This window comes from Hydrotalea sp. AMD, assembly GCF_004100315.1.
Lineage (GTDB): Bacteria > Bacteroidota > Bacteroidia > Chitinophagales > Chitinophagaceae > Hydrotalea > Hydrotalea flava.
In genome coordinates, this window is the sequence record NZ_SCKY01000009.1 from 80,175 (window position 1) to 101,492 (window position 21,318).

Below are 21,318 nucleotides of genomic sequence, written 5' to 3' on the forward strand. Positions count from 1 at the left end.
TTTATCTTTGCGCCATGCAGTTACCTTCCGGTTTATTAGAAAATGCAGTGGCGCAATTTGCCAAATTACCCGGCATAGGCAAAAAAACTGCCTTACGCTTAGTTCTGCATTTATTAAAACAAAACGAGAATGAGGTAACCGTTTTTGCCAATACCATTGCCAAAATGCGCCGCGAAATAAAATTTTGCCAACGCTGCTTCAATATCAGTGATGGCGATATTTGCAGCATTTGTGCCAATTCTATGCGCAACGCCGGGGTTATATGTGTAGTAGAAAATATTCGCGATGTAATAGCTATTGAAACCACACAACAGTTTAACGGAACGTATCATGTGTTAGGCGGCATTATATCGCCGTTAGATGGGGTTGGCCCCGATCAGCTTACCATACAGCCATTGGTGCACCGCTTGGAAACCGAACATACCGAAGAGTTGATTTTTGCATTAAACCCCACCATTCAGGGCGATACCACCATTTATTATATCCAAAAAAAAATACAGCACCTGCCCTGTAAAATTACTACCATTGCCCGTGGCATTGCTTTTGGCGGAGAGTTGGAATATGCCGATGAAATGACTTTGGCCCGCAGCTTAGCCAATCGCTTACCCATACAACAATATGTTAAAGGTTAGCTGAAGGTAGTACAATAATTTTTTTAAAAATTTACAGCTCATTATTTTTAGGTAATTACACTTTGGTAGCATATTGGTACAACATTTAAGTCATCTGTTGGTTGTATATAAAAAAATAATACAATTCAGCAGTTGTACAAAAATTGAATACACACATGAAAAAAACATTGAAATATTTTTTAATTCTGGTAGTAGTAGTAGCCATTGCTGCTACCGGTTTTGTAGTGTATGTGTATAATAAACCACACAGAAATGTTGCTAAAGAAAAAGCAGTAACCCTTACTGCAGAACAATTATATCATGCGTTTAAAGACAATGAACAACAGGCCAATCAGCTATATTTAGATAAAGCCATTGAATTAACAGGTCGAATTGCACAAATTGCTACCAATCAGCAAGGCCAAACCGTTATCGATTTTAATACCGCCGATTCAATGGTAACCATTAATTGTACCTTTAAAAATAAGCCTGCTAATATTAAAGTTGGCGATTCTGTTCACTTTAAGGGCATTTGTACCGGCTATATCCCCGATATGAATGTGGTAATGAACAATGGCATTTTAGTAGAATAGATGTTTCAATCAATTACAGCCATCTGAAAACAATTCATAAAATAGTATAAAATCATCGCTTCATGTATACTAAACTTTCTCTTCTATTCCTTTTCTGCGTTTTAAGTGTTTCCTGCCTTCAGGCACAAAAATCGTTTGTTACCCGTAACGGGCAAATTAGTTTTGTAGCCACCAATGATGATGATGTAAGTGCTGTGAATAATGAAGTAGCCAGCCGTATCACTACTAACGGACAAATCACTTTTAGTCTGTTAATCAAAAGTTTCTTTTTTCAATATGCCGAAATGCAGGATCATTTCAACAGCGATTATCTGCAAAGCAATACCTATCCGCGTTCCGATTATAAAGGCAATATCACCAATATCCAATCCGTTAATTTTTCGAAAAACGGAATATATCCTGTTACCGTACAGGGTAATTTAACGCTGCATGGCATTACAAAACCCATCACCGTTCCCGGTACCATAGAAGTGGCAGACAATAAAATTATTGCCAAAGCCAGGTTTATATTGGTTTTGAGCGATTTTAACATTCATGCCGACAGGGTAGCCAAAAAAGTAGCCATTCAATTCAATTGCACCTGTCAATAATCTATTGCTACTAACATTTGTTTGTATTTTTTCCCGCTTACTTACCTTAACTTTGCAGCACTTCAGGTGGATTTGTTTATTGTTCGGCCTGTGCAAATTGAACTAATAAACGGTAAAAGCTGCTGCATTTTCTTCACAGTAACTCAATCGTTCAACAGTTCAAAATTTTTATGTTACCGGCTGCAGTAAGGCTATTGAACTGCCGTTGCGTCGCACACTGCATCGTTCAAAACACTGCTCAGCCAAACCGCTCCGCAACAAACATTCCACCATCGAAGTAAAGTTTGTTATAAAATGGCATGTGCACAGCACGCAAAACTTTATAACAATATTTATCCGGGTATCAAAAAAAAACAGATACAAAAATGAAATCAATTAAAGAATGTTTACAGGAACGCATATTAATCATCGATGGAGCCATGGGTACTATGATACAACGGCATCAATTACAGGAGGCCGATTACCGGGGCGAAAGATTTAAAGACTGGCCGGTAGATGTTAAGGGAAATAATGATTTGTTGTGTATTACCCAACCCGAGATTATTAAAAATATACACCGCCAATACCTGGAAGCCGGTGCAGATATTATTGAAACCAATACGTTCAGCAGTACGGCCATTGCCATGGCGGATTATAAAATGGAAGCGCTGGCTTATGAACTGAATGTTGCAGCCGCAAAATGTGCCCGCTCTGTAGCCAATGAGTTTACCGCCAAAAATCCCGATAAACCGCGCTTTGTTGCCGGTGCCATGGGGCCGCTGAACAAAACACTCAGCCTTTCGCCCGATGTCAATAATCCAGGTTTTCGTGCTGTTACCTTTGATGAGGTAATGCAAGCCTACTACGAACAGGTAAAAGGTTTGGTACATGGCGGCGTAGATGTATTGCTGATTGAAACCATTTTCGATACCCTGAATGCTAAAGCGGCCATATTTGCCATTAAAAAATATTTTCGCGACCATCAGCAACCGGAACTGCCCATTATGATCAGCGGTACCATTACCGATGCCAGTGGGCGCACTTTAAGCGGACAAACACTCGAGGCGTTTTATACCTCTGTTATGCATGCACAACCCTTAAGTGTTGGTTTAAATTGTGCATTGGGTGCAGCAGAAATGCGCAGCCATATTGAAGAGTTATCGCAAATTGCTGCCGCATACACCTCTGCCTATCCCAATGCCGGCTTGCCTAATGCCATGGGCGAATACGATGAACAACCTCACGAAACGGCACATTTTATTGAAGAATGGGCAAAACAGGGCTATGTAAACATTGTTGGAGGTTGCTGTGGTACCACGCCTGAACACATAAAACATATTGCCAATAATGTAAAAAATATAAAGCCGAGGCCGTTACCTGTTGTTGAAAATGAAATTGTATAATCCTATACTAAGTGTAAATTATTGTTATGAGTGAGCTAATTGTAATACATCCTTATTTGCGTTTAGCAGGACTGGAACCCTTAGTGGTGCGACCCGAAACCAATTTTGTGAATATTGGAGAGCGTACCAATGTAACCGGTTCAAAAAAATTTGCCCGGCTTATTCGCGAAAATAAATTTGAAGAAGCGCTTTCTGTTGCCCGGCAACAGGTTGAAAATGGTGCGCAGGTGTTGGATGTAAATATGGATGATGCCATGTTAGATGGCGTATTAGCCATGACAACATTTTTAAACCTGTTACAGGCAGAACCCGATATTGCCAAAATTCCCATCATGATCGATTCATCTAAGTTTGCAATTATTGAAGCAGGCTTAAAATGTGTACAGGGAAAATGCATCGTCAATTCTATCTCCCTGAAAGAGGGAGAAGAAAAATTTATTGAACAGGCCATCATTTGTAAATCATTTGGTGCAGCAGTGGTGGTCATGGCTTTTGATGAAGCAGGCCAGGCCGATACCCTGCAACGCAAAGTAGAAATTTGTAAACGTGGTTATCAAATTCTTACAGAAAAAGTGCATTACCAGCCTCAGGATATCATTTTCGATCCAAATATTTTCGCCATTGCTACCGGTATTGAGGAACACAATAATTATGCAGTAGATTTTATAGAAGCTACCCGGCAAATAAAACAACTGATGCCAATGGCTAAGGTGAGTGGCGGTGTATCTAATGTGTCATTTTCTTTTAGAGGTAATGATGTAGTACGCGAAGCCATACATGCCGTATTCCTGTATTATGCTATTCAGGCAGGTATGGATATGGGTATCGTCAATGCAGGGCAATTAGCTGTGTACGATGAAATTGAACCTACATTAAGACAGTTATGTGAAGATGTGGTACTGAACCGGAATAATGACAACAACCAGGCTACCGAAGCCTTGATTGCTTATGCCGAAACTGTAAAAAGTAAAGGGAAAACAATTGTTAAAGATGAAGCCTGGCGCAATGCCCCTGTTGAAGAACGCCTGAAACATGCACTTGTAAACGGCATTACCGATTATATTGATGTAGATACTGAAGAGGCTCGCTTACAATATTCGCAGCCTTTAGATGTAATTGAAGGCCCTTTAATGGATGGCATGAATGTAGTGGGCGATTTATTTGGCGCCGGTAAAATGTTTTTACCACAGGTGGTTAAAAGTGCCAGAGTAATGAAAAAAAGTGTGGCCATATTAACGCCTTATATTGAAGCGGAGAAGGAAGTTCGTAAACAGGCACATTTGGCAGCAGGCACCGAAAATACAGAAGCAGCAGGTGCGGCAAAAATATTGCTGGCCACCGTAAAAGGTGATGTACACGATATTGGTAAAAATATTGTAGGTGTGGTATTGGGCTGTAATGGTTATGATGTAATTGACTTAGGCGTGATGGTGCCCACCGATAAAATTTTAGATACCGCTATTAAAGAAAAGGTAGATATTATTGGTTTGAGTGGATTAATCACTCCTTCACTCGATGAAATGGTGCATGTAGCCAAAGAAATGAAACGCCGCAATATGCAGCAGCCATTGCTGATTGGAGGTGCCACTACTTCACGCATACATACTGCCGTTAAAATTGCACAGGAATATCCAAATGGCGTAGTGCATGTGTTAGATGCTTCCAGAAGTGTAACAGTAGCAGGCGCTTTATTAAGTGCAGAACAAAAAGATGCTTTTTTACAACAAACTGCTGCTGAGTACCATAAATTACGTGAATCATTCTTAAATAAAAAGCCCGTAAAACAATACATCAGCTATCAGGAAGCGCTGACACATAAAACCAAAATAGATTGGAACAATTATACTGCTATTACTCCAAAATTTATAGGCAATAAAGTTTTTGATGATTTTCCTTTAAATGAATTAAGGCCTTTTATTGATTGGAAACCCTTTTTTATCGCATGGGAAATGCACGGAAACTTTCCGGATATTTTAACCGATGAAGTGGTGGGCGTAGAAGCTTCAAAATTGTATAAAGATGCCAATGCCTTATTAGATAAAATTATTCAGGAAAAATGGCTTACAGCAAAAGGCACCATTGGGTTTTATAAAGCCGGTAGCCATAACGATACCCTGTTGGTGCAGCATGGTAATGAAACCTACCGGTTAGAATGCTTGCGTCAACAGGTAAAAAAAGCTGCCGATCAGCCCAACTTATCATTGGCCGACTTCGTAAAACCTGCCAATTCAATCAATGAAGCAAATGATTATATAGGTGCATTTGCCGTTGCCATTCATGGTATTGAAAAACATATTAAAAAGTTTGAGCAGCAATACGATGATTATAATAAGATCATGTTACAGGCATTGGCCGACAGACTGGCTGAAGCTTTTGCAGAATGTTTGCATTATAAAGTTAGAACCAACTATTGGGGTTATGCTTCTAATGAACAGCTGAGCAATGATGATTTAATTCATGAAAAATACCAGGGTATTCGCCCGGCACCGGGTTATCCTGCCTGCCCCGACCATACCGAAAAATATAAGTTGTTTGCTTTGCTCAATGCTACTGAAACAACCGGCATACAATTAACCGAATCACTGGCAATGTATCCGGGAGCAGCAGTTTGTGGCTGGTATTTTTCGCATCCGCAAAGCCAGTATTTTGGTATTGGCAAAATTCAGCGCGATCAGTTGGAAGATTATGCACAACGTAAAAACTGGCCGTTGGAAGAAGCAGAAAAATGGCTAAGTCCGGTATTGGAATAGGTTGTACGCATTCAATTATGCTGCACAATGAATGAATATTAAAATTAATTGAATGCTGTAGCTGTAAAAAATTAGGCATATCTGCTGCATTTTGTATAGTTTCGCTCCCCGATAATCAAATTTTTTTATTATGTCATTAGTTGTTGTCGGTTCTATGGCTTTTGATGCCATTGAAACGCCTTTTGGAAAAAGCGATAAAATAGTAGGAGGTGCTGCCACTTATATAGCCTGGTGTGCCACTAATTTTACACCGGTTAAACAAATTTCTATAGTGGGGGGCGATTTTCCGGCAGAGGAATTGAGTGCTTTGAAAGCAAGAGGCGTTGATTTAGAAGGGGTGCAAATTAAAAAAGAGGAAAAATCTTTTTTTTGGAGTGGCCGCTATCATATGGATATGAACAGCCGCGATACATTAATTACCGAATTAAATGTACTCGCCAATTTTGAACCCAAAGTGCCCAAAAGTTATCAGGATTGCGAATTTTTAATGTTAGGAAATTTGGTACCATCTGTTCAGCGCAGTGTAATTGAACAATTACGCCAACGGCCAAAACTCATTGTAATGGATACCATGAATTTTTGGATGGATACCATGCCGGAAGAGCTGGAAAAAACCATTGCTATGGTAGATGTTTTGATGGTAAATGATAGTGAAGCCCGACAGTTAAGCGGTCAATATTCTTTAGTAAAAGCTGCAGCCACCATTTTAAGAATGGGCCCTAAATTTTTAGTGATTAAAAAAGGCGAACATGGTGCATTGTTGTTTCATGATAACAAAGTTTTCTTTGCTCCTGCATTGCCGTTAGAGGAAGTGTTTGACCCAACCGGTGCCGGCGATACTTTTGCTGGTGGCTTTATTGGTCACTTAGCCAAAACAAAAGATATTTCATTTGAAAATATGAAAACGGCAATTATTATTGGTTCGGCATTGGCCAGTTTTTGCGTAGAAAAATTTGGCACTGCCAAACTTCGTGAAATTTCAGCAAACGATATTACTGAGCGTATTGAAGAATTTGTACAATTGGTACACTTTGATATTAACCTGAAATAAAGGAAATTGAATGAAATGAATCGGGGCCGGAATACTGAAATGTATTTCGGCCTTTTTTATAAATCGCCCAATTGTGGCCTGATGATGATGTCTTCTACACAGGCTTGCGGTGATAAGTTTGCTGCTGAAAATATTAAATTGGCAATATCCTTTACTTCCATAATGCGTTGTGGGTCAATTCCACTGCCATACCAGCTTTCGGTATATACAGCGCCGGGCATTACAGCCGTTACTTTTACATGATGCGGTTTTAACTCTTCACGTAAATTTTTACTGAATCCCAATAAAGCAAATTTACTAATGCTATATGCTCCTCCGTTAGGATAGGCATTTAATGATGCAATTGAACAAATATTAAAAATATGTCCTTTTTTTTCTGATATCATTGCAGGGGCAATGATTCTGGTTAAATGATAAGCGCTAAAAAGATTTACCTGCATTAAATCCATCAGGGTACCTTCCGGTTCAGTTAAAATAGAGCCGGGCTTATATTGGCCGGTATTATTTACCAGAATATCCGGTGCGCCAATACCCAGGCACCAATCACCAAAAGCAGCTACTTCATTGTAATCAGACATATCCGTTGCCCTGAAATGAATAGTTGATTGCGGGTATTTTTGTTGCAATTCATCTGCTGTTGCCTCAAGTGTTACTGCATTTCTGGCACATAACAATAAGGTATACCCCTGCTCGGCAAATTTTCCTGCAATCGCTTTTCCCATTCCTTTTGAAGCGCCGGTAATAATGATATTCATGGTATTGCTGGTTAATTGGTAATAAATTCTGTTACATTTGTTCTCAAATATCGCACATTATTCAGAATAAATAATATGAAATATCAACATATATTTTTTGATCTTGACCATACGTTATGGGACTTTGAAGCCAATGCAAAAGCTACACTGCAGGATTTATATGCGCTGCATCAGTTGTCAGACAAAGGTATTGATTCATTCAACCATTTTTTTGAACGCTACAGTTATCATAACGAACGTTTATGGGATAGATATACCAAAGGGTTTATTAAACAGGATGAATTGCGTTGGAAAAGAATGTGGCTTGCTTTATTAGATTTTAAAATTGCAGATGAGCCACTTTCCCGGCAAATGGCTGTTGATTTTTTAGAAAGATTGCCATTCAAGAATGCAGTTTTTCCCTACACGAATGAAATACTCATTTACCTTACACAAAAAGGCTATCAGTTACACCTCATTACCAATGGCTTTGAAGCTGTTCAACACAAAAAATTATACAATGCCGGCTTGCAGGGTTATTTTAAAAAAGTAATTACTTCTGAGGTTTCCAATAGCTTAAAGCCCAATAAAGAAATTTTTTTATTTGCAATGGAACAAGCCGGTGCAGTTGCAGAAAACAGTATTATGATTGGCGATAATTTAGATGCTGATATTCAGGGTGCAGTGAATGTGGGTATGGATAGTATTTTTGTAAATCATTTGGGCATAGAGCCACATATTCAGGCCACTTATGCAGTAAGTCATTTACAGCAATTGGAAAATATTTTATAATTTTAGGAAATTAAAAACCGGCTACTCATGTTTGAATGGGCAGCCGGTTTTTTATGGGAATCAAAATATTTCTTATTTATACATGGCGGTAGTTCCGGACTTTTTGCAACAATCCTTTTTGCAAATTTTTTTGCACTCTTTTTTAGAACAGTCTTTACAATCTTTATTATTGCATTTCTTTTTTCCACCATCCTGAGCAATTACGGTTCCTGCCAATAGCAGAACCAGTATTCCTGCAGTTGCAAATTTTTTCATGTGTTGATGATTTGTTTGAATTAAAGTTAAGGAAATTTTAATTATTTGTACTGCCACAAATGTTAAATATTAAAAGTCCAGGTGGCTAAAACGGTTACTCCGCCCTGTACTTGTTGGTTAAGTTTTACTTTAATATTGGTATGTAAAGGCAATATAACATCTACCCGGCTGCCAAATTTAATAAAACCATATTCAGCACTCTGTTGCACTTTATCGCCCACTTTTGTATAATTACAAATGCGTTTGGCTAAAGCTCCGGCAATTTGTTTGTATAATACTTCACCATAACCATTTCTAACTACCACACTCCAACGTTCATTTTCAGTAGAGCTTTTCGGGTGCCAGGCTACCAGATACTTTCCTTTGTGATATTGGTTGTAAACAATTTCACCACTCATTGGGTTTCTGTTTACATGAACGTTGGCAGGGCTCATAAAAATGCTTACCTGAATACGTTTATCTTTAAAATATTCAGTATCTGTTATTTCCTCAATCACCACAACTTTCCCGTCTGCCGGACAAACAATGGCATTGTCCTGTATGGTTAATGTGCGATGCGGTATCCTGAAAAATGAAATAATAAATAATAACAAAATTAGAGTAATGATAAAAATGGCAATGGACAGCCATAGTACCGCGCCGCTTAAAAATGCAAATGATAAAACATTGATGAGCCCGAACAGCAAACTGGCAATGCCTATAGTACGGTAACCTTCGTGGTGTATTGTCATTCTAATTGGTTATGCTGCAAAGTTAATAGATGCAGGGTAAATTTGTAAATTCAGTGTTCTATTGGTTTTTCGCATATCCCGGATAATAGAATAGTACCCATTTTAATTTTAAATTCAAAATTAGTTGTTGCATAATTTTCGGAGCATAGTTAATACAATCTGCTTAATTTCAATTTTTGAATGAAGGTGGGCTTTGATGCTGTAATTTTTAAAATATTGATCCAGCAGCCTTCAACATCTAATCGTTAAATATTGTACAATGAAAAGTAGTTATGTTTTTTTAGGAATGGTATGGTTAATGACTTTTTCAAGGGTGCAGGCACAAAATATACAGCAAAAAAGCTCATTAAACGGCAATTGGCAGGTATTTGCGCCACTCAGTTATCAAGGTAACGGAAGTGTATACCGTTCTGCTAATGGCGCTCCGTTAGCAGATTATTGGCAAAATAGAAGCGATTATAAAATACATGCAACTTTAGATACTGTGCAGAATATACTCACTGCTTCTGAAACAATTACCTATACCAATAACAGTCCCGATGCGTTAAATATTTTGTGGTTGCAATTGGACCAAAATACCTATTTACCCAATGCCCGTTCTCAATATTATACCAATCGTATCCGAAATGAATCTACAAATGGTTTTCAAATTGCATCTGTGCAAATTGAAGAGAATGGAAAATTGCAGCAGGTAAACTATTTGGTGAATGATACCCGTATGCAGATACAATTATCAAAAGCGCTGGCAGCAAAAAATGGTAAAATTTTCATTCATATTCAATATCAATATCAGATTCCAGGTGCATTTGGCGGTAGAACCGATTATGTTGCTACGCAATATGGTAAAATTTTTGAGATAGCACAATGGTACCCAAGAATGTGTGTATACGATGATTTGGAGGGATGGAGTACTTTGCCATTTTTAGGTAGCGGAGAATTTTATTGTGATTATGGCGATTACGATTACACCATTACATTACCTGCAGGAATGATTGTGGCCGGTAGTGGCGAATTGCAAAATCCGGAAGAGGTATTAACTCCTTTGCAACTGAATAGGCTTGCCGAAGCTGCAAAAAGTAACCAAACCGTATGGATTAGAACACTTGCTGAAGTGCAACAACAGCCTGCTTTAAAGGGAAATAAAACCTGGCATTTTAAAATGTTTAATACACGAGATGTGGCGTTTGGTGCATCAAAAGCATATATATGGGATGCATCAAAAGTAAATTTACCAAGTGGTAAAAATTGTATGGCCATGTCGGTTTATCCGGTCGAAAGTATAGGGGATAGCGCATGGGGCAGGGCAACTGAATACTTAAAAAAATCAATTGAATATTTTTCTGAAAAATGGTTTGAATATCCCTATCCGGTAGCCATTAACGAGGCAGGCATTGCCGGTGGAATGGAATATCCGGGAATTGTATTTGATGGCATTACCGATAAAGGAAAAGAATTATACTGGGTAACTGCGCATGAAATTGGGCACAACTGGTTCCCCATGATTGTAGGATCTGATGAACGCAGGTATCCCTGGATGGATGAAGGCTTTAACACATTTATTGATGTGTATGCATCTGATGTGTTTAACCATGGCGAATATGCTCCTAAAAGAGATGGCGAGTATGCACCGGATGGAGGTAATCCTGCAGATGAAATAGTGCCTTATTTATCTGATCCGCATGCTCCGGTAATGATGACCAGGGCAGATGGTATTCCCGAAAAATATCGACATCCTATGGTATATTTTAAACCGGCGTACGGGTTGGTTTTATTGCGTGAAGTAATTCTGGGCCCTGATAGATTTGATGCAGCTTTTAAGCACTACATTCAGCAATGGGCTTATCGGCACCCTGCACCATTCGACTTTTTCAACACCATGAATAATCAGGGTGGCGAAGATTTATCGTGGTTTTGGCGGGAGTGGTTTTTTGACAATCAATCGCTCGATCAATCCATTGAAAATGTTGTGTATACAAATCAAAACCCGGCTGATGGTATAGATGTTACTCTTATAAATTTGCAATCCATGGTAATGCCAATACCCTTGGAAGTTAAATACACCAATGGCGCAAAAATGCAATTGCAGTTACCGGTAGAAACCTGGTTGCAAGGCAATCACAGAACGGTACATCTTGCTACCAGCAGCCCCGTAAAAAGCATTGTTATTGATCCCAAAAAGCTGTTACCGGATGAAAACAGAAAGAATAATGTATTTATGATGGCAACTGTGCAGCACAATTCTAATTAAGTTTTATGGTAAATTCCCATAACGTATTACGCAAAAAATATTGGCGGCAATTCTAAATGAATGAATAACTTTGAGTGAAAATCTGCTGAAATTGGCTGCTAACAATAGTATATTCAATTGTAATATTGCTGAATTGCAGTACCAAATAGCCTCTTATGAAGATGAGACTGCTTACAAGAAATTATTTTTTTGTGTCTTCCCCTCTCTTCAAAATCATGCCTATGCTATTTTGCAATCAAGACAATTAGCTGAAGAGGTTGTTTCAGATGTATTAATTGAAATTTGGAAACGCAGGGCAACCTTACTTGAAATAGAGAATTTAAGACTTTACCTGTTCGTGAGTGTTAGAAATGGTGCGTTAAAAAAATTACAGCAGGAGAAAAAAACATTTCGATACCAACCCATTCATGAGTTGAAGGTAGAATTGATTTCTGAATACATTCAACCGGATGAAACCCTTCAGCTTTCAGAAACAGCGCAACAATTAAAAGAAGCCATTCAACAATTACCACCACAATGTAAACTCATTTATAAACTGGCCAAAGAAGATCAGTTGAAATATCGGGAAATTGCCAGTATACTTCAAATCAGTGTAAAAACAATTGATCATCAATTGGCTATTGCACTTCGAAAGCTGGCAGAACGGCTTTCTATTTCCCGCAAACAAAAAAAATAATGATCCCCCTTTAGGGGATTTTCTTTTTTGAATACTCTTATTGATACAGAACTATGGAGAAAAATGACAGAATATGGCAATTATTGGCACGCAAGTTTACCAAAGAAGCTACGGAAGCTGAATTGGAAGAATTGGCTGGTCTTTTAAAACAAGATGAAGTCAATGCTGCAGTTGCTGCCATTCTTGAAGAAAACTGGCAAACATATCCGGATGTGGATATGGAATTTTTAGATGCCACTTTCTTATTGCACCTGCAACGTATGCAGGAGCAGGGTATAACAATGGGAACTGCCCATCAGAGAGATTCAACTGTTATTCATTCTGCACAACCACTTCATAGCAAACAACGTATCAATAAATACATGACAGCCGGTGTGTTCTCATTTATTTTGATATTGCTTATTGCAGGTTGGTGGCGTTTTTCAGAAAACAAGCAGCAGCCCATTCCACAACCTGCCGTTAAAACAGTAGAAATACCTAATGAAATTGTTACAAAAAATGCATCTAAAACAAAAATTATATTACCAGATGGTTCTACCGTTTGGCTCAATGCCGATAGTAAATTATGGTATTATAAAAGTTTTGGAAATGTACAACGTGAAGTTTATTTGACCGGTGAAGCATTTTTTGATGTTGCAAAAAATGCTGCGAAACCCTTTATCATCCATACCAAACTGATTGATGTAAGGGTATTAGGTACCTTATTCAATGTACGTTCATATCCGAATGATAAAACCGTAGAAACCAGTCTGGTAAGGGGTTTGGTGCAGGTTACTTTGCATAGTCGCCCGGATGAAAAGTACTTTCTGAAACCCAATGAAAAATTAGTAGTGTTGAATGTGCCTGATTCTGTAAATGCGCAGAAAAACATACAACCTGTTTTGAAAAACTTAGATGATAATCTTGTTGCCATTAAAAACTTAACACCGCTACAACAGGATGATTCATTAAAAATTGAAACTGCATGGACTAAAAACCGATTGTGTTTTATAGATGAAAGCTTTGATGAAGTAGCGCACCAGTTAGAACGTTGGTACGATGTACAATTTGTGTTTAAAAATGACAGATATAAAAATATAAGGCTAAACGGTTCTTTTGTAAATGAAACGCTAACTCAAGCGCTTGATGCGTTAAAATTTTCTACCAATTTTCATTATGAAATAAAAGATAAAACGGTTACCATTTATTAATTCAAATTTTAAAACGACTGCCTATGCCCATCCTCAACTCCGGTTAAATCAACAACTATATTCAAAAAAAAGCGGGAAATGCTGCAACATTCCCCGCCGGAAAAACACCAGAATGCTTGCTATGAATAGCAGGTTCTTAGCATTATTCACTTATTCAAACACTAATGTATGAAAAAATCGATTGCTGTTGCAGGGAAGTTGCGTCTTCCCTTAAAGCCATTAATTTATATGAAACTAACACTACTACTTAGTATTTTTTGCATTTTTAATGCCACTGCCGGTACCCATGCGCAAACGGTTTCTGTAAAAATGAATAAAACAGAAATAGCCAAGGTGCTGGGAAATATTGAGCAGCAGGGCGGATACAGATTTTTATTCAACAGCCGCTTGAAAGACCTGAAGGAAAAGGTAAACCTCAACGTTAACAATGCGGCCATTGAAACTGTGCTTGACCAATTATTTTCCGGCACCAGTTTAACCTATAAAATTTTAAGCAATAATTTAATTGCCATTCGTTCTGTTAATCCAGATGAACAGGATATTAAAATAACGGGAAAAATAGTAAACGAAAAAGGAGAACCGTTAAGCGGCGTAAGTATTTCCATTCAGGGTACATCAAAAGGTACGGTTACCGATAATAATGGTAATTACTCATTGAATGTTGCGCCTAATGCGGTTTTAATTGTTTCCTATATTGGCTATACCACACAGGAAGTAAAAGTAAATAACCAGAATGTGATTAATATATCATTGGTTGCTTCCGAGAAACAGTTAGATCAGGTAGTAGTAGTGGGATATGGTACCCAACGTAAACAGGATGTTACGGGTTCAATTGCTACCATTCAAGGTTCTGAAATTTCAAAACAGGCTTCTGTTAACCCCATTAGTGCATTACAGGGTAAGGTAGCCGGTGTGCAAATTACCAACTCTGGCGCACCGGGTAGTGCACCACAAATCAACATTAGAGGCCTAGGTACTTATTGGTCAAATACCGGCCCGTTATATGTGGTAGATGGTGTTTGGTTAAATGACGTTAATTTTTTAAACCCCGCCGATATTCAATCTATCAGTATTTTAAAAGATGCCTCCAGCGAAGCTATATACGGTATTAAAGGGGCCAATGGTGTTGTAATTATTACAACTAAAAAAGGAACGGGTGCTAATAGAAAGCCGGTAGTTAATTATACAGGTTATGTGGGTTATCAAAAAGCTACCAATCAGGTAAAAATGGCCGATGCTCATCAATATGCTGTTTTATTTAATGAATTGGGCAGAATGACAGGGGCTACCAACTTCTTAGATTCTTCGAAATTTGGCACAGGTACCAATTGGTTTGATCAGGTTTTACGCAATGCCATCATTACCAATCATCAGGTATCGGTAACCGGTGGTTCTGATAAAAACACCTATAATTTTTCTTTGGGTTATTTAACTCAACAAGGTATTTTAAAAACAAACGACTATACCCGTTATACTGCCAATCTGAGCAATGATATACAAGTTTCTAAAAACATTAAAGCAGGCTACACTGTAATTGGCAATTTTAATAATTCGCACAATGCACCAGGTGGAATTTGGCATGCATTGTATGCTGCTCCTCCTGTTTTACCTGTAAAATTTGCCGATGGTGTTACTTATGGCGATCCGGGTTATTATGGATTGGGTTCTGCAGTTAGCAATCCGCAGGCAACATTAGATTATAATAATTCATATAGCAGAGGATACAACTTTACCGGTAATGCTTATGTAGATATTCGCTTTGCCAGTCACTTTGATTTTAAAACAACCATTAGCGGGGTATATGGCGATAATGAATCTAAAAATTATGTGCCTGTTTATAAAGCTACCTCTACGCAACAAAATTCTGTTAGTAACCTGGGTGTTTCCCGAGGTGAAAACAGATCGTGGATCGCAGAAAATACCATTACTTATTCCAACACATTTGCTACCAATCATCGGGTAACTATTTTAGCCGGTCAGCATGCGGAATGGAATAATTATAATTTTATTTCAGCATCTGCACAAAATGTTCCGAATGTTAATTCCGGTAACTGGTTTTTGGGTTTGGGTAATAACCCCTATGTAAATGATGTGGATAATAGTTATAACCAGCAATATCCATTACAATCTACCATCTCCTCTTATTTTGGAAGAATCAATTATGCGTTTAAAAATAAATACATGTTGAATGCTACCATGCGTGCAGATGGTTCTTCTAAATTTACCGGAAGTGAAAGATGGGGATATTTCCCATCTATAGGTGCTGCATGGATTGTTTCTCAGGAAAATTTTATGCGCAATCAACACATATTTAATTCGCTGAAATTAAAGGCTAGTTGGGGTAAAGTGGGCAATGCAGGTGTACCCACATTTGTGAGTACACAACAAACCGTTTCAGGCGGCGCATACAGTGTAATTTATGGCAATAGTGGTACCGTTTCGCAGGGTGTAAGTGTTGCATCCATTCCTCCACCACCATTAAAATGGGAAAAGAGTGTTGGAACAGATATTGGCCTGGAAGCCTCTGTTCTAAATAGTCGCTTAACTATTGAGGCAGATGTGTACAATAAAAAAACACAGGATATTATTATGAATGTTTATTTGCCGGGCTCTGCAGGATTGGCCAACCAATTTATTACAACTAATGTGGGTGATGCACAAAATCAGGGTTTTGAATTATCGTTGAACTGGCATGATAATGTAAACAAAGATTTCAGTTACTCTATTAATGGTAATGTTTCTTATAATGAAAATAAATTTTTAAGTAACAGTGCAGGCGGGCAAAAAATTTATGATGGTGGTTCCGGTGCTACCGGTGGTCAGTTTACTACGTTAACAACAGTAGGCCAACCTATTGGGGTATTTTATGGATACAGAGTAGTGGGCATTTTTCAAACTGCTGCAGATGTAGCGAATTACAAAGACAAATCCGGTAACTTATTTCAACCCAATGCTCAACCGGGCGATTTTAAATATGCCAGCACAACAGGCGTAGGACCCATATCTGCTAACGACAGAGTAGTATTGGGCAACCCAAATCCAAAATACATTTATGGTATCAGTACCAATTTTGTTTACAAACAATTTGATTTGTCGGTTGATTTTCAGGGAGTAGCAGGTGTAGATGTGTACAATGCCAATAAGGGTTTGCGTTATGGTGCTGAAAACTGGACACAGGATTTTTACAATAACCGCTGGCATGGTGTAAATACTTCTAACAGTTACCCTTCTGTAAATATTGGCGGTGGTAATAATTACTGGCCCAATTCATGGTATGTAGAAAGTGGCAGCTATTTCAGAATTAGAAATATGCAATTGGGTTATACTTTACCGAATGCCCGTTTACAACATTTAGGTATCCAAACACTTCGGCTATATGTAAATGCGCAAAATGCATTTAATTTCTTTAGCTACAAAGGTTTCTCTCCTGAAGTGGGTGGTAGCCCGGGTAATATTGGTATCGACAACAATACCTATCCGTTATCTGCTATTTACAACTTTGGTGTAAATCTTTCTTTCTAAACTTATTAAAGCATATTATTATGAAAAATATATTGAAAATAAAATTGGTCACCCGGGTGGTAAAGCCGGCAATATTATGTTTGTCGATGGCAGTGATTGTTTCCGGTTGCTCAAAAAATTTTTTGGAAGTACCCGTTCAGGGTCAGCAACCCGCTACACAAATTTGGAAAACCGCTACCGATGCAGCTAATGCAGTAAACGCCATTTATGGAAATTTACGTAGTTGGAATAATGTGGCTTTTGCCCCTATTTGTGTAGAAAGCGTAGGATCTGATGATGCAGCAAAAGGCAGTGTGCCCAGCGATGCTACTTTCATTAACGCTTACGATAATTTTACTGTAACAGCTACTGATGGCCAGTTAGATGGTTTTTGGACAGGCCAGTATCAGAATATTAACTTATGTAATCAGGTGCTTGATAATGTGCCCAATATTAATATGGATGCAACTTTAAAAGCACGGTATTTGGCAGAAGCAAAATTTGTAAGGGCTTATTCTTATTTTAGATTGGTACGCGCTTTCGGAAATATTCCACTCATTTTACATGTGCCGTCAAAACCTGCTGAATTAAACCCTGTACAAAGTAAACCTGCTGATGTGTATACTGCCATTGAACAGGATTTAACAGATGCTGCCGGCGTTTTACCCGCTACTTATGGCCCTGCCGATATTGGCCATGCTACCAAAGGTGCGGCATTAGCTTTGCACGCCAAAGTTGCCATGTATCAGAAAAAATGGAGTGATGTAAAAACATATACCGATCAAATTATTGCATCGGGTACCTATAGTCTTTTCCCTAGTCCGTATAAGTTGTTTAGAATTCCGAATGAGAATAATGTAGAATCCATTTTTGAAATTCAGTGCAATTATGTTGCGGGCAATGGCGGGCTCTCTAATAGCCAGTATTCACAGGTGCAGGGTAACCGAGATGCTAATGCAGGATGGGGTTTTAATGTACCAACCCAAAATTTGGTGAATGAATTTGAGCCCGGTGATCCGCGTTTAAATGCAACCATTATGTTTGCCGGTACTACTACACCGGATGGTGATGTAGTGCCGTTGCCGCAGGCCGGTGCTCCTTCCATGTATAACATGAAATCTTATGTTCCCTTTGCATTAGCGTTAGTGGATAATCAGGGTGCCGATCAAAATGTTCGGGTAATTCGTTATGCTGAAGTGTTGTTAATGAATGCTGAGGCGAATAATGAATTGGGTAACACAGCAGCAGCATTGGCTTCTTTAGAAAAAGTAAGAGCCCGTGCCAGAGCACAAAGTGCTAACCCTGCAGTTGATTTACCCCCGGTTGTTACCACCGATCAGGCTACACTTCGTAATGCCATTTGGCACGAAAGAAGGGTTGAACTGGCCATGGAGTTTGATCGTTATTTTGATGTAATTCGTCAGGGCCGTGCAGCCACTGTTTTTGGCCCATTAGGTTGGAAAGCCGGTAAAAATGAAGTATGGCCTATTCCTCAAAACCAAATTGATATTAGTGGCGGGGTATTGGTTCAAAATCCCGGATACTAATTGTTTTATTCATTAATTAAACTTCTGATTATGAAACGGAATAAAAAATATAATTTTTCAACATATATTTCCGGAATTTTATTGTTGGCCATTGGAATAACTTCCTGCCAAAAATCCTTCGATCCTGCCAGTTATGCACCTGCCCAAACATTTGGGGGTTATACAACATCAAGAGAAATTGCAGCTTCTAATCTGGTGGGCTATTGGGGCTTTGAAAACTCGCTGATTGACAGTGTTTCAAATAAAAATGGCAACGGAGTAGGTACTTCATTTACAACTGGTATTAAGGGAAATGCCTTGCAAGGTGCCAATAACGGCTATTTTATTACTACACCCAGCAGTGCAGTGGTGGGTTTAAAAAGTTTTACCATTTCATTTTGGGTAAATTCACCACAAAACACAAATGGTACTTTTGGATTGGTTTGCTTATCCAATACGCAGGATTTTTGGGGCAATATTGATATTTTCTTTGAAAATGGCAGTACACCTACCAATGCAAATTTAAAAGCGCATATTGAAAACTGGGTGAATCCTACAACTGATAACGACCAATGGTTGGGTACTTTTGCCGCAGGCAATATCTGGAATAAATGGTCACATATTGTGTTGACTTACGATGCTACCACTTCTACATTTGTTACTTATTTAAATGGCAGCGCTATCAATACTACCGTAAAAGCAGGAAATGGTCCATTAACTTTTCAAAATGCGTCAGCTTTAATTTTTGGTACTATGCAGTTTAATACAACACCTTCATTGGGTACTGCAGGTAGTGCGCAGGGGTGGGCCAGTTATATGCCAGGTGCTATGGATGAGGTGCGTATATACAATAAAGCCATTGCTGCAGCAGATGTAAAAGCTTTGTATCAGTTACAAAATTTGGGTAAATAATTTTTTCATTGTTGTAAATAAAAAAGTGTGTCCTGTGGTAATCATGCGTACAGCAGGATGCACTTTTTACTTTTATTATGAAACTTTTTTTTAAAAACGGTTGGATGGCTTTTATGCTGCTTGTTTTTTTTAGCGGTTGCAAGAAAAAAGATACAACTGTTTTACCAGGCCCTGCACCTGCACCGGCATCATTTAGCCTGAACAGTTTAAAGGTAAATGGGCAATACAGCGGATTTACCTATTACAATGTAAATACAACTCCCTTCATTTTATTTTCATTTACAGCCCCCATTAATAACACTTCATTGGCAAACAGTATTCAATTAGTGGGTGGCAGTGGTGTAGTAATACCCATCAATACTACATTGCAAAATAATGATAGTGCAGTTTTAATACAACCTGTTAATAACATTAACCCTATTACGTTATATACTTTAACTGTATCAACTGCATTACAATCAAAAGCCGGAGGAAATTTACAATCGCCGGTTTCGGTTAAACTCATTACAGCCATCGATTCAACCGATAAATTTCCCCAAATTGCCGATACTGCATTGCTTACGTTGGTGCAACAACAAACCTTTAAATATTTTTGGGATTTTGGTCATCCGGTAAGTGGTATGGCAAGAGAAAGAAATACGTCTGGCGATGTGGTAACAACAGGCGGTACCGGATTTGGTATCATGAGTATACTGGTTGGCGTGAATCGTGGATTTATTTCCAGAACTGACGGACTGAACAGAATCAATACCATTGTTTCGTTTTTGATGAATAATTGTACGCGTTACCATGGTGCCTTTGCGCATTGGATAAATGGCGCCACTGGGGCAACGGTACCTTTTAGTACGCAAGACAATGGAGCTGATTTGGTAGAAACTGCTTATTTAATGCAGGGCTTATTGTGTGCCCGACAATATTTTAATGGGGCTGGTACAACGGAAACCACTTTGCGCAACAACATTAACAAATTATGGAATGGAGTAGAATGGAATTGGTTTACACAAAATAATCAGCAGGTGCTTTACTGGCACTGGAGCCCTAATTATAACTGGAATATGAATATACAGATTAAGGGATGGAATGAAGCTTTAATTACTTATGTGCTTGCAGCATCTTCAACCACCTCTTCCATTAATCAGGCTGTATATACCAATGGATGGGCTTCGAATGGAGGTATGAAGAACGGAAATACCTATTACGAAAATGTATTACCGTTAGGACCTGCATTAGGCGGCCCATTGTTTTTTGCGCATTATTCTTTTCTCGGTATTAATCCCAATGGGTTGAATGATGTTTATGCCAATTATATGATACAAAACACAGCACATGCAAAAATAAATTATGCTTATTGTGTGGCCAATCCTGCACATTATAATGGGTACAGCAGCGCTGTATGGGGGCTTACCGCCAGCGATGATAATGTTTCCGGTTATTCAGCACATTCCCCAACTAATGATGTGGGTGTAATTAGTCCCACTGCTGCTATTGCCTCTTTGCCCTATACACCAACAGAATCTATGGCCGCTATCCGATTTTTCTATTACAAATTAGGCGATAAAATTTGGGGGCAATATGGATTTACCGATGCATTCAACTTAACCAACATCTGGTTTGCCAGCAGTTATCTGGCTATTGATCAGGGTCCTGAAATTATTATGATTGAAAATTACAGATCGGGGTTGTTATGGAACCTGTTTACTTCTTGTCCGGAAGTGCAAAATGGTATGCGTAATTTAGGTTTTACGGCACCTTATCTGTAAATGAAATATTGCATTA

The 21,318-nt window shown here is 38.5% G+C and carries 17 protein-coding genes; 14 read left to right on the top strand and 3 right to left on the bottom strand.

The window, feature by feature from the left end; all coding sequences use genetic code 11:
• Positions 1-14 precede the first annotated feature (14 nt).
• From recR to EO766_RS08440, 6 genes are all read left to right on the top strand, one after another.
• Positions 15-632, top strand: a complete 618-nt coding sequence (gene recR, locus EO766_RS08415; RefSeq protein WP_074417417.1) for a recombination mediator RecR — start codon at positions 15-17, stop codon at positions 630-632.
• Positions 633-787: 155 nt separating this feature from the next.
• Positions 788-1,204, top strand: coding sequence for an OB-fold protein (locus EO766_RS08420; RefSeq protein WP_074420896.1), 417 nt, complete (start codon positions 788-790; stop codon positions 1,202-1,204).
• A 62-nt stretch (positions 1,205-1,266) separates the two neighbouring features.
• Positions 1,267-1,794, top strand: a complete 528-nt coding sequence (locus EO766_RS08425; protein ID WP_074420895.1) for a YceI family protein — start codon at positions 1,267-1,269, stop codon at positions 1,792-1,794.
• Between the two features lie 365 nt (positions 1,795-2,159).
• The gene (locus EO766_RS08430) at positions 2,160-3,176 is read left to right on the top strand and encodes a homocysteine S-methyltransferase family protein (RefSeq protein ID WP_074420894.1); all 1,017 of its coding nucleotides are present in this window, start codon (positions 2,160-2,162) and stop codon (positions 3,174-3,176) included.
• Positions 3,177-3,202: 26 nt separating this feature from the next.
• Complete coding sequence (gene metH, locus EO766_RS08435; RefSeq protein ID WP_074418469.1) at positions 3,203-5,926, top strand: methionine synthase; 2,724 nt, start codon at positions 3,203-3,205, stop codon at positions 5,924-5,926.
• A gap of 130 nt (positions 5,927-6,056) precedes the next feature.
• Positions 6,057-6,977 (top strand): PfkB family carbohydrate kinase, encoded by a 921-nt coding sequence (locus tag EO766_RS08440; protein ID WP_074418468.1) that lies wholly within the window; start codon positions 6,057-6,059, stop codon positions 6,975-6,977.
• A 56-nt stretch (positions 6,978-7,033) separates the two neighbouring features.
• Here EO766_RS08440 and EO766_RS08445 read toward each other — a convergent pair whose 3' ends face one another.
• Positions 7,034-7,732: an SDR family oxidoreductase gene (locus tag EO766_RS08445; RefSeq protein ID WP_074418467.1), complete on the bottom strand. Its 699-nt coding sequence runs from the start codon at positions 7,730-7,732 to the stop codon at positions 7,034-7,036.
• A gap of 75 nt (positions 7,733-7,807) precedes the next feature.
• Between EO766_RS08445 and EO766_RS08450 the strand changes: the two genes are divergently transcribed.
• On the top strand, positions 7,808-8,503 hold the full coding sequence (locus EO766_RS08450) for a YjjG family noncanonical pyrimidine nucleotidase (RefSeq protein WP_068243789.1): 696 nt from the start codon (positions 7,808-7,810) through the stop codon (positions 8,501-8,503).
• Positions 8,504-8,575: 72 nt separating this feature from the next.
• Here the strand turns inward: EO766_RS08450 and EO766_RS08455 are convergent, their stop codons facing one another.
• Positions 8,576-8,758, bottom strand: a complete 183-nt coding sequence (locus EO766_RS08455) for a hypothetical protein (RefSeq protein ID WP_141676812.1) — start codon at positions 8,756-8,758, stop codon at positions 8,576-8,578.
• A gap of 62 nt (positions 8,759-8,820) precedes the next feature.
• Complete coding sequence (locus tag EO766_RS08460; protein WP_074418465.1) at positions 8,821-9,489, bottom strand: phosphatidylserine decarboxylase family protein; 669 nt, start codon at positions 9,487-9,489, stop codon at positions 8,821-8,823.
• Between the two features lie 259 nt (positions 9,490-9,748).
• Here EO766_RS08460 and EO766_RS08465 point away from each other — a divergent pair, with 259 nt between their 5' ends.
• The 7 genes from EO766_RS08465 to EO766_RS08495 all read left to right on the top strand — a co-directional run bounded on the left by EO766_RS08465 (position 9,749) and on the right by EO766_RS08495 (position 21,302).
• Positions 9,749-11,737 carry a M1 family metallopeptidase gene (locus tag EO766_RS08465; RefSeq protein ID WP_074421154.1) on the top strand — a complete coding sequence of 663 codons (1,989 nt, stop codon included), beginning with the start codon at positions 9,749-9,751 and terminating at the stop codon, positions 11,735-11,737.
• 70 nt (positions 11,738-11,807) lie between these two features.
• A complete protein-coding gene (locus tag EO766_RS08470; RefSeq protein WP_228733219.1) occupies positions 11,808-12,413 on the top strand; it encodes a sigma-70 family RNA polymerase sigma factor in 606 nt (201 codons plus the stop codon).
• A gap of 53 nt (positions 12,414-12,466) precedes the next feature.
• On the top strand, positions 12,467-13,603 hold the full coding sequence (locus EO766_RS08475) for a FecR family protein (protein WP_074421155.1): 1,137 nt from the start codon (positions 12,467-12,469) through the stop codon (positions 13,601-13,603).
• A 168-nt stretch (positions 13,604-13,771) separates the two neighbouring features.
• Complete coding sequence (locus EO766_RS08480) at positions 13,772-17,125, top strand: TonB-dependent receptor (protein ID WP_143439643.1); 3,354 nt, start codon at positions 13,772-13,774, stop codon at positions 17,123-17,125.
• Positions 17,126-17,145: 20 nt separating this feature from the next.
• Positions 17,146-18,651: a RagB/SusD family nutrient uptake outer membrane protein gene (locus EO766_RS08485; RefSeq protein ID WP_074421156.1), complete on the top strand. Its 1,506-nt coding sequence runs from the start codon at positions 17,146-17,148 to the stop codon at positions 18,649-18,651.
• A gap of 30 nt (positions 18,652-18,681) precedes the next feature.
• Positions 18,682-19,542 carry a LamG domain-containing protein gene (locus EO766_RS08490; protein WP_074421157.1) on the top strand — a complete coding sequence of 287 codons (861 nt, stop codon included), beginning with the start codon at positions 18,682-18,684 and terminating at the stop codon, positions 19,540-19,542.
• Positions 19,543-19,619: 77 nt separating this feature from the next.
• Complete coding sequence (locus EO766_RS08495) at positions 19,620-21,302, top strand: glucoamylase family protein (RefSeq protein ID WP_218331400.1); 1,683 nt, start codon at positions 19,620-19,622, stop codon at positions 21,300-21,302.
• Positions 21,303-21,318 lie beyond the last annotated feature (16 nt).

What these genes read in the sequence shown, in the direction of transcription:
- EO766_RS08420 (WP_074420896.1), top strand. Translation starts at nt 788, where the DNA reads ATGAAAAAAACATTGAAATATTTTTTAATTCTGGTAGTAGTAGTAGCC.
- EO766_RS08460 (WP_074418465.1), bottom strand. Translation starts at nt 9,489, where the DNA reads ATGACAATACACCACGAAGGTTACCGTACTATAGGCATTGCCAGTTTG.
- EO766_RS08485 (WP_074421156.1), top strand. Translation starts at nt 17,146, where the DNA reads ATGAAAAATATATTGAAAATAAAATTGGTCACCCGGGTGGTAAAGCCG.
- EO766_RS08450 (WP_068243789.1), top strand. Translation starts at nt 7,808, where the DNA reads ATGAAATATCAACATATATTTTTTGATCTTGACCATACGTTATGGGAC.
- EO766_RS08425 (WP_074420895.1), top strand. Translation starts at nt 1,267, where the DNA reads ATGTATACTAAACTTTCTCTTCTATTCCTTTTCTGCGTTTTAAGTGTT.
- EO766_RS08445 (WP_074418467.1), bottom strand. Translation starts at nt 7,732, where the DNA reads ATGAATATCATTATTACCGGCGCTTCAAAAGGAATGGGAAAAGCGATT.
- EO766_RS08465 (WP_074421154.1), top strand. Translation starts at nt 9,749, where the DNA reads ATGAAAAGTAGTTATGTTTTTTTAGGAATGGTATGGTTAATGACTTTT.
- EO766_RS08455 (WP_141676812.1), bottom strand. Translation starts at nt 8,758, where the DNA reads ATGAAAAAATTTGCAACTGCAGGAATACTGGTTCTGCTATTGGCAGGA.
- EO766_RS08480 (WP_143439643.1), top strand. Translation starts at nt 13,772, where the DNA reads ATGAAAAAATCGATTGCTGTTGCAGGGAAGTTGCGTCTTCCCTTAAAG.
- EO766_RS08495 (WP_218331400.1), top strand. Translation starts at nt 19,620, where the DNA reads ATGAAACTTTTTTTTAAAAACGGTTGGATGGCTTTTATGCTGCTTGTT.
- EO766_RS08430 (WP_074420894.1), top strand. Translation starts at nt 2,160, where the DNA reads ATGAAATCAATTAAAGAATGTTTACAGGAACGCATATTAATCATCGAT.
- EO766_RS08490 (WP_074421157.1), top strand. Translation starts at nt 18,682, where the DNA reads ATGAAACGGAATAAAAAATATAATTTTTCAACATATATTTCCGGAATT.
- recR (WP_074417417.1), top strand. Translation starts at nt 15, where the DNA reads ATGCAGTTACCTTCCGGTTTATTAGAAAATGCAGTGGCGCAATTTGCC.
- EO766_RS08475 (WP_074421155.1), top strand. Translation starts at nt 12,467, where the DNA reads ATGGAGAAAAATGACAGAATATGGCAATTATTGGCACGCAAGTTTACC.
- EO766_RS08440 (WP_074418468.1), top strand. Translation starts at nt 6,057, where the DNA reads ATGTCATTAGTTGTTGTCGGTTCTATGGCTTTTGATGCCATTGAAACG.
- metH (WP_074418469.1), top strand. Translation starts at nt 3,203, where the DNA reads ATGAGTGAGCTAATTGTAATACATCCTTATTTGCGTTTAGCAGGACTG.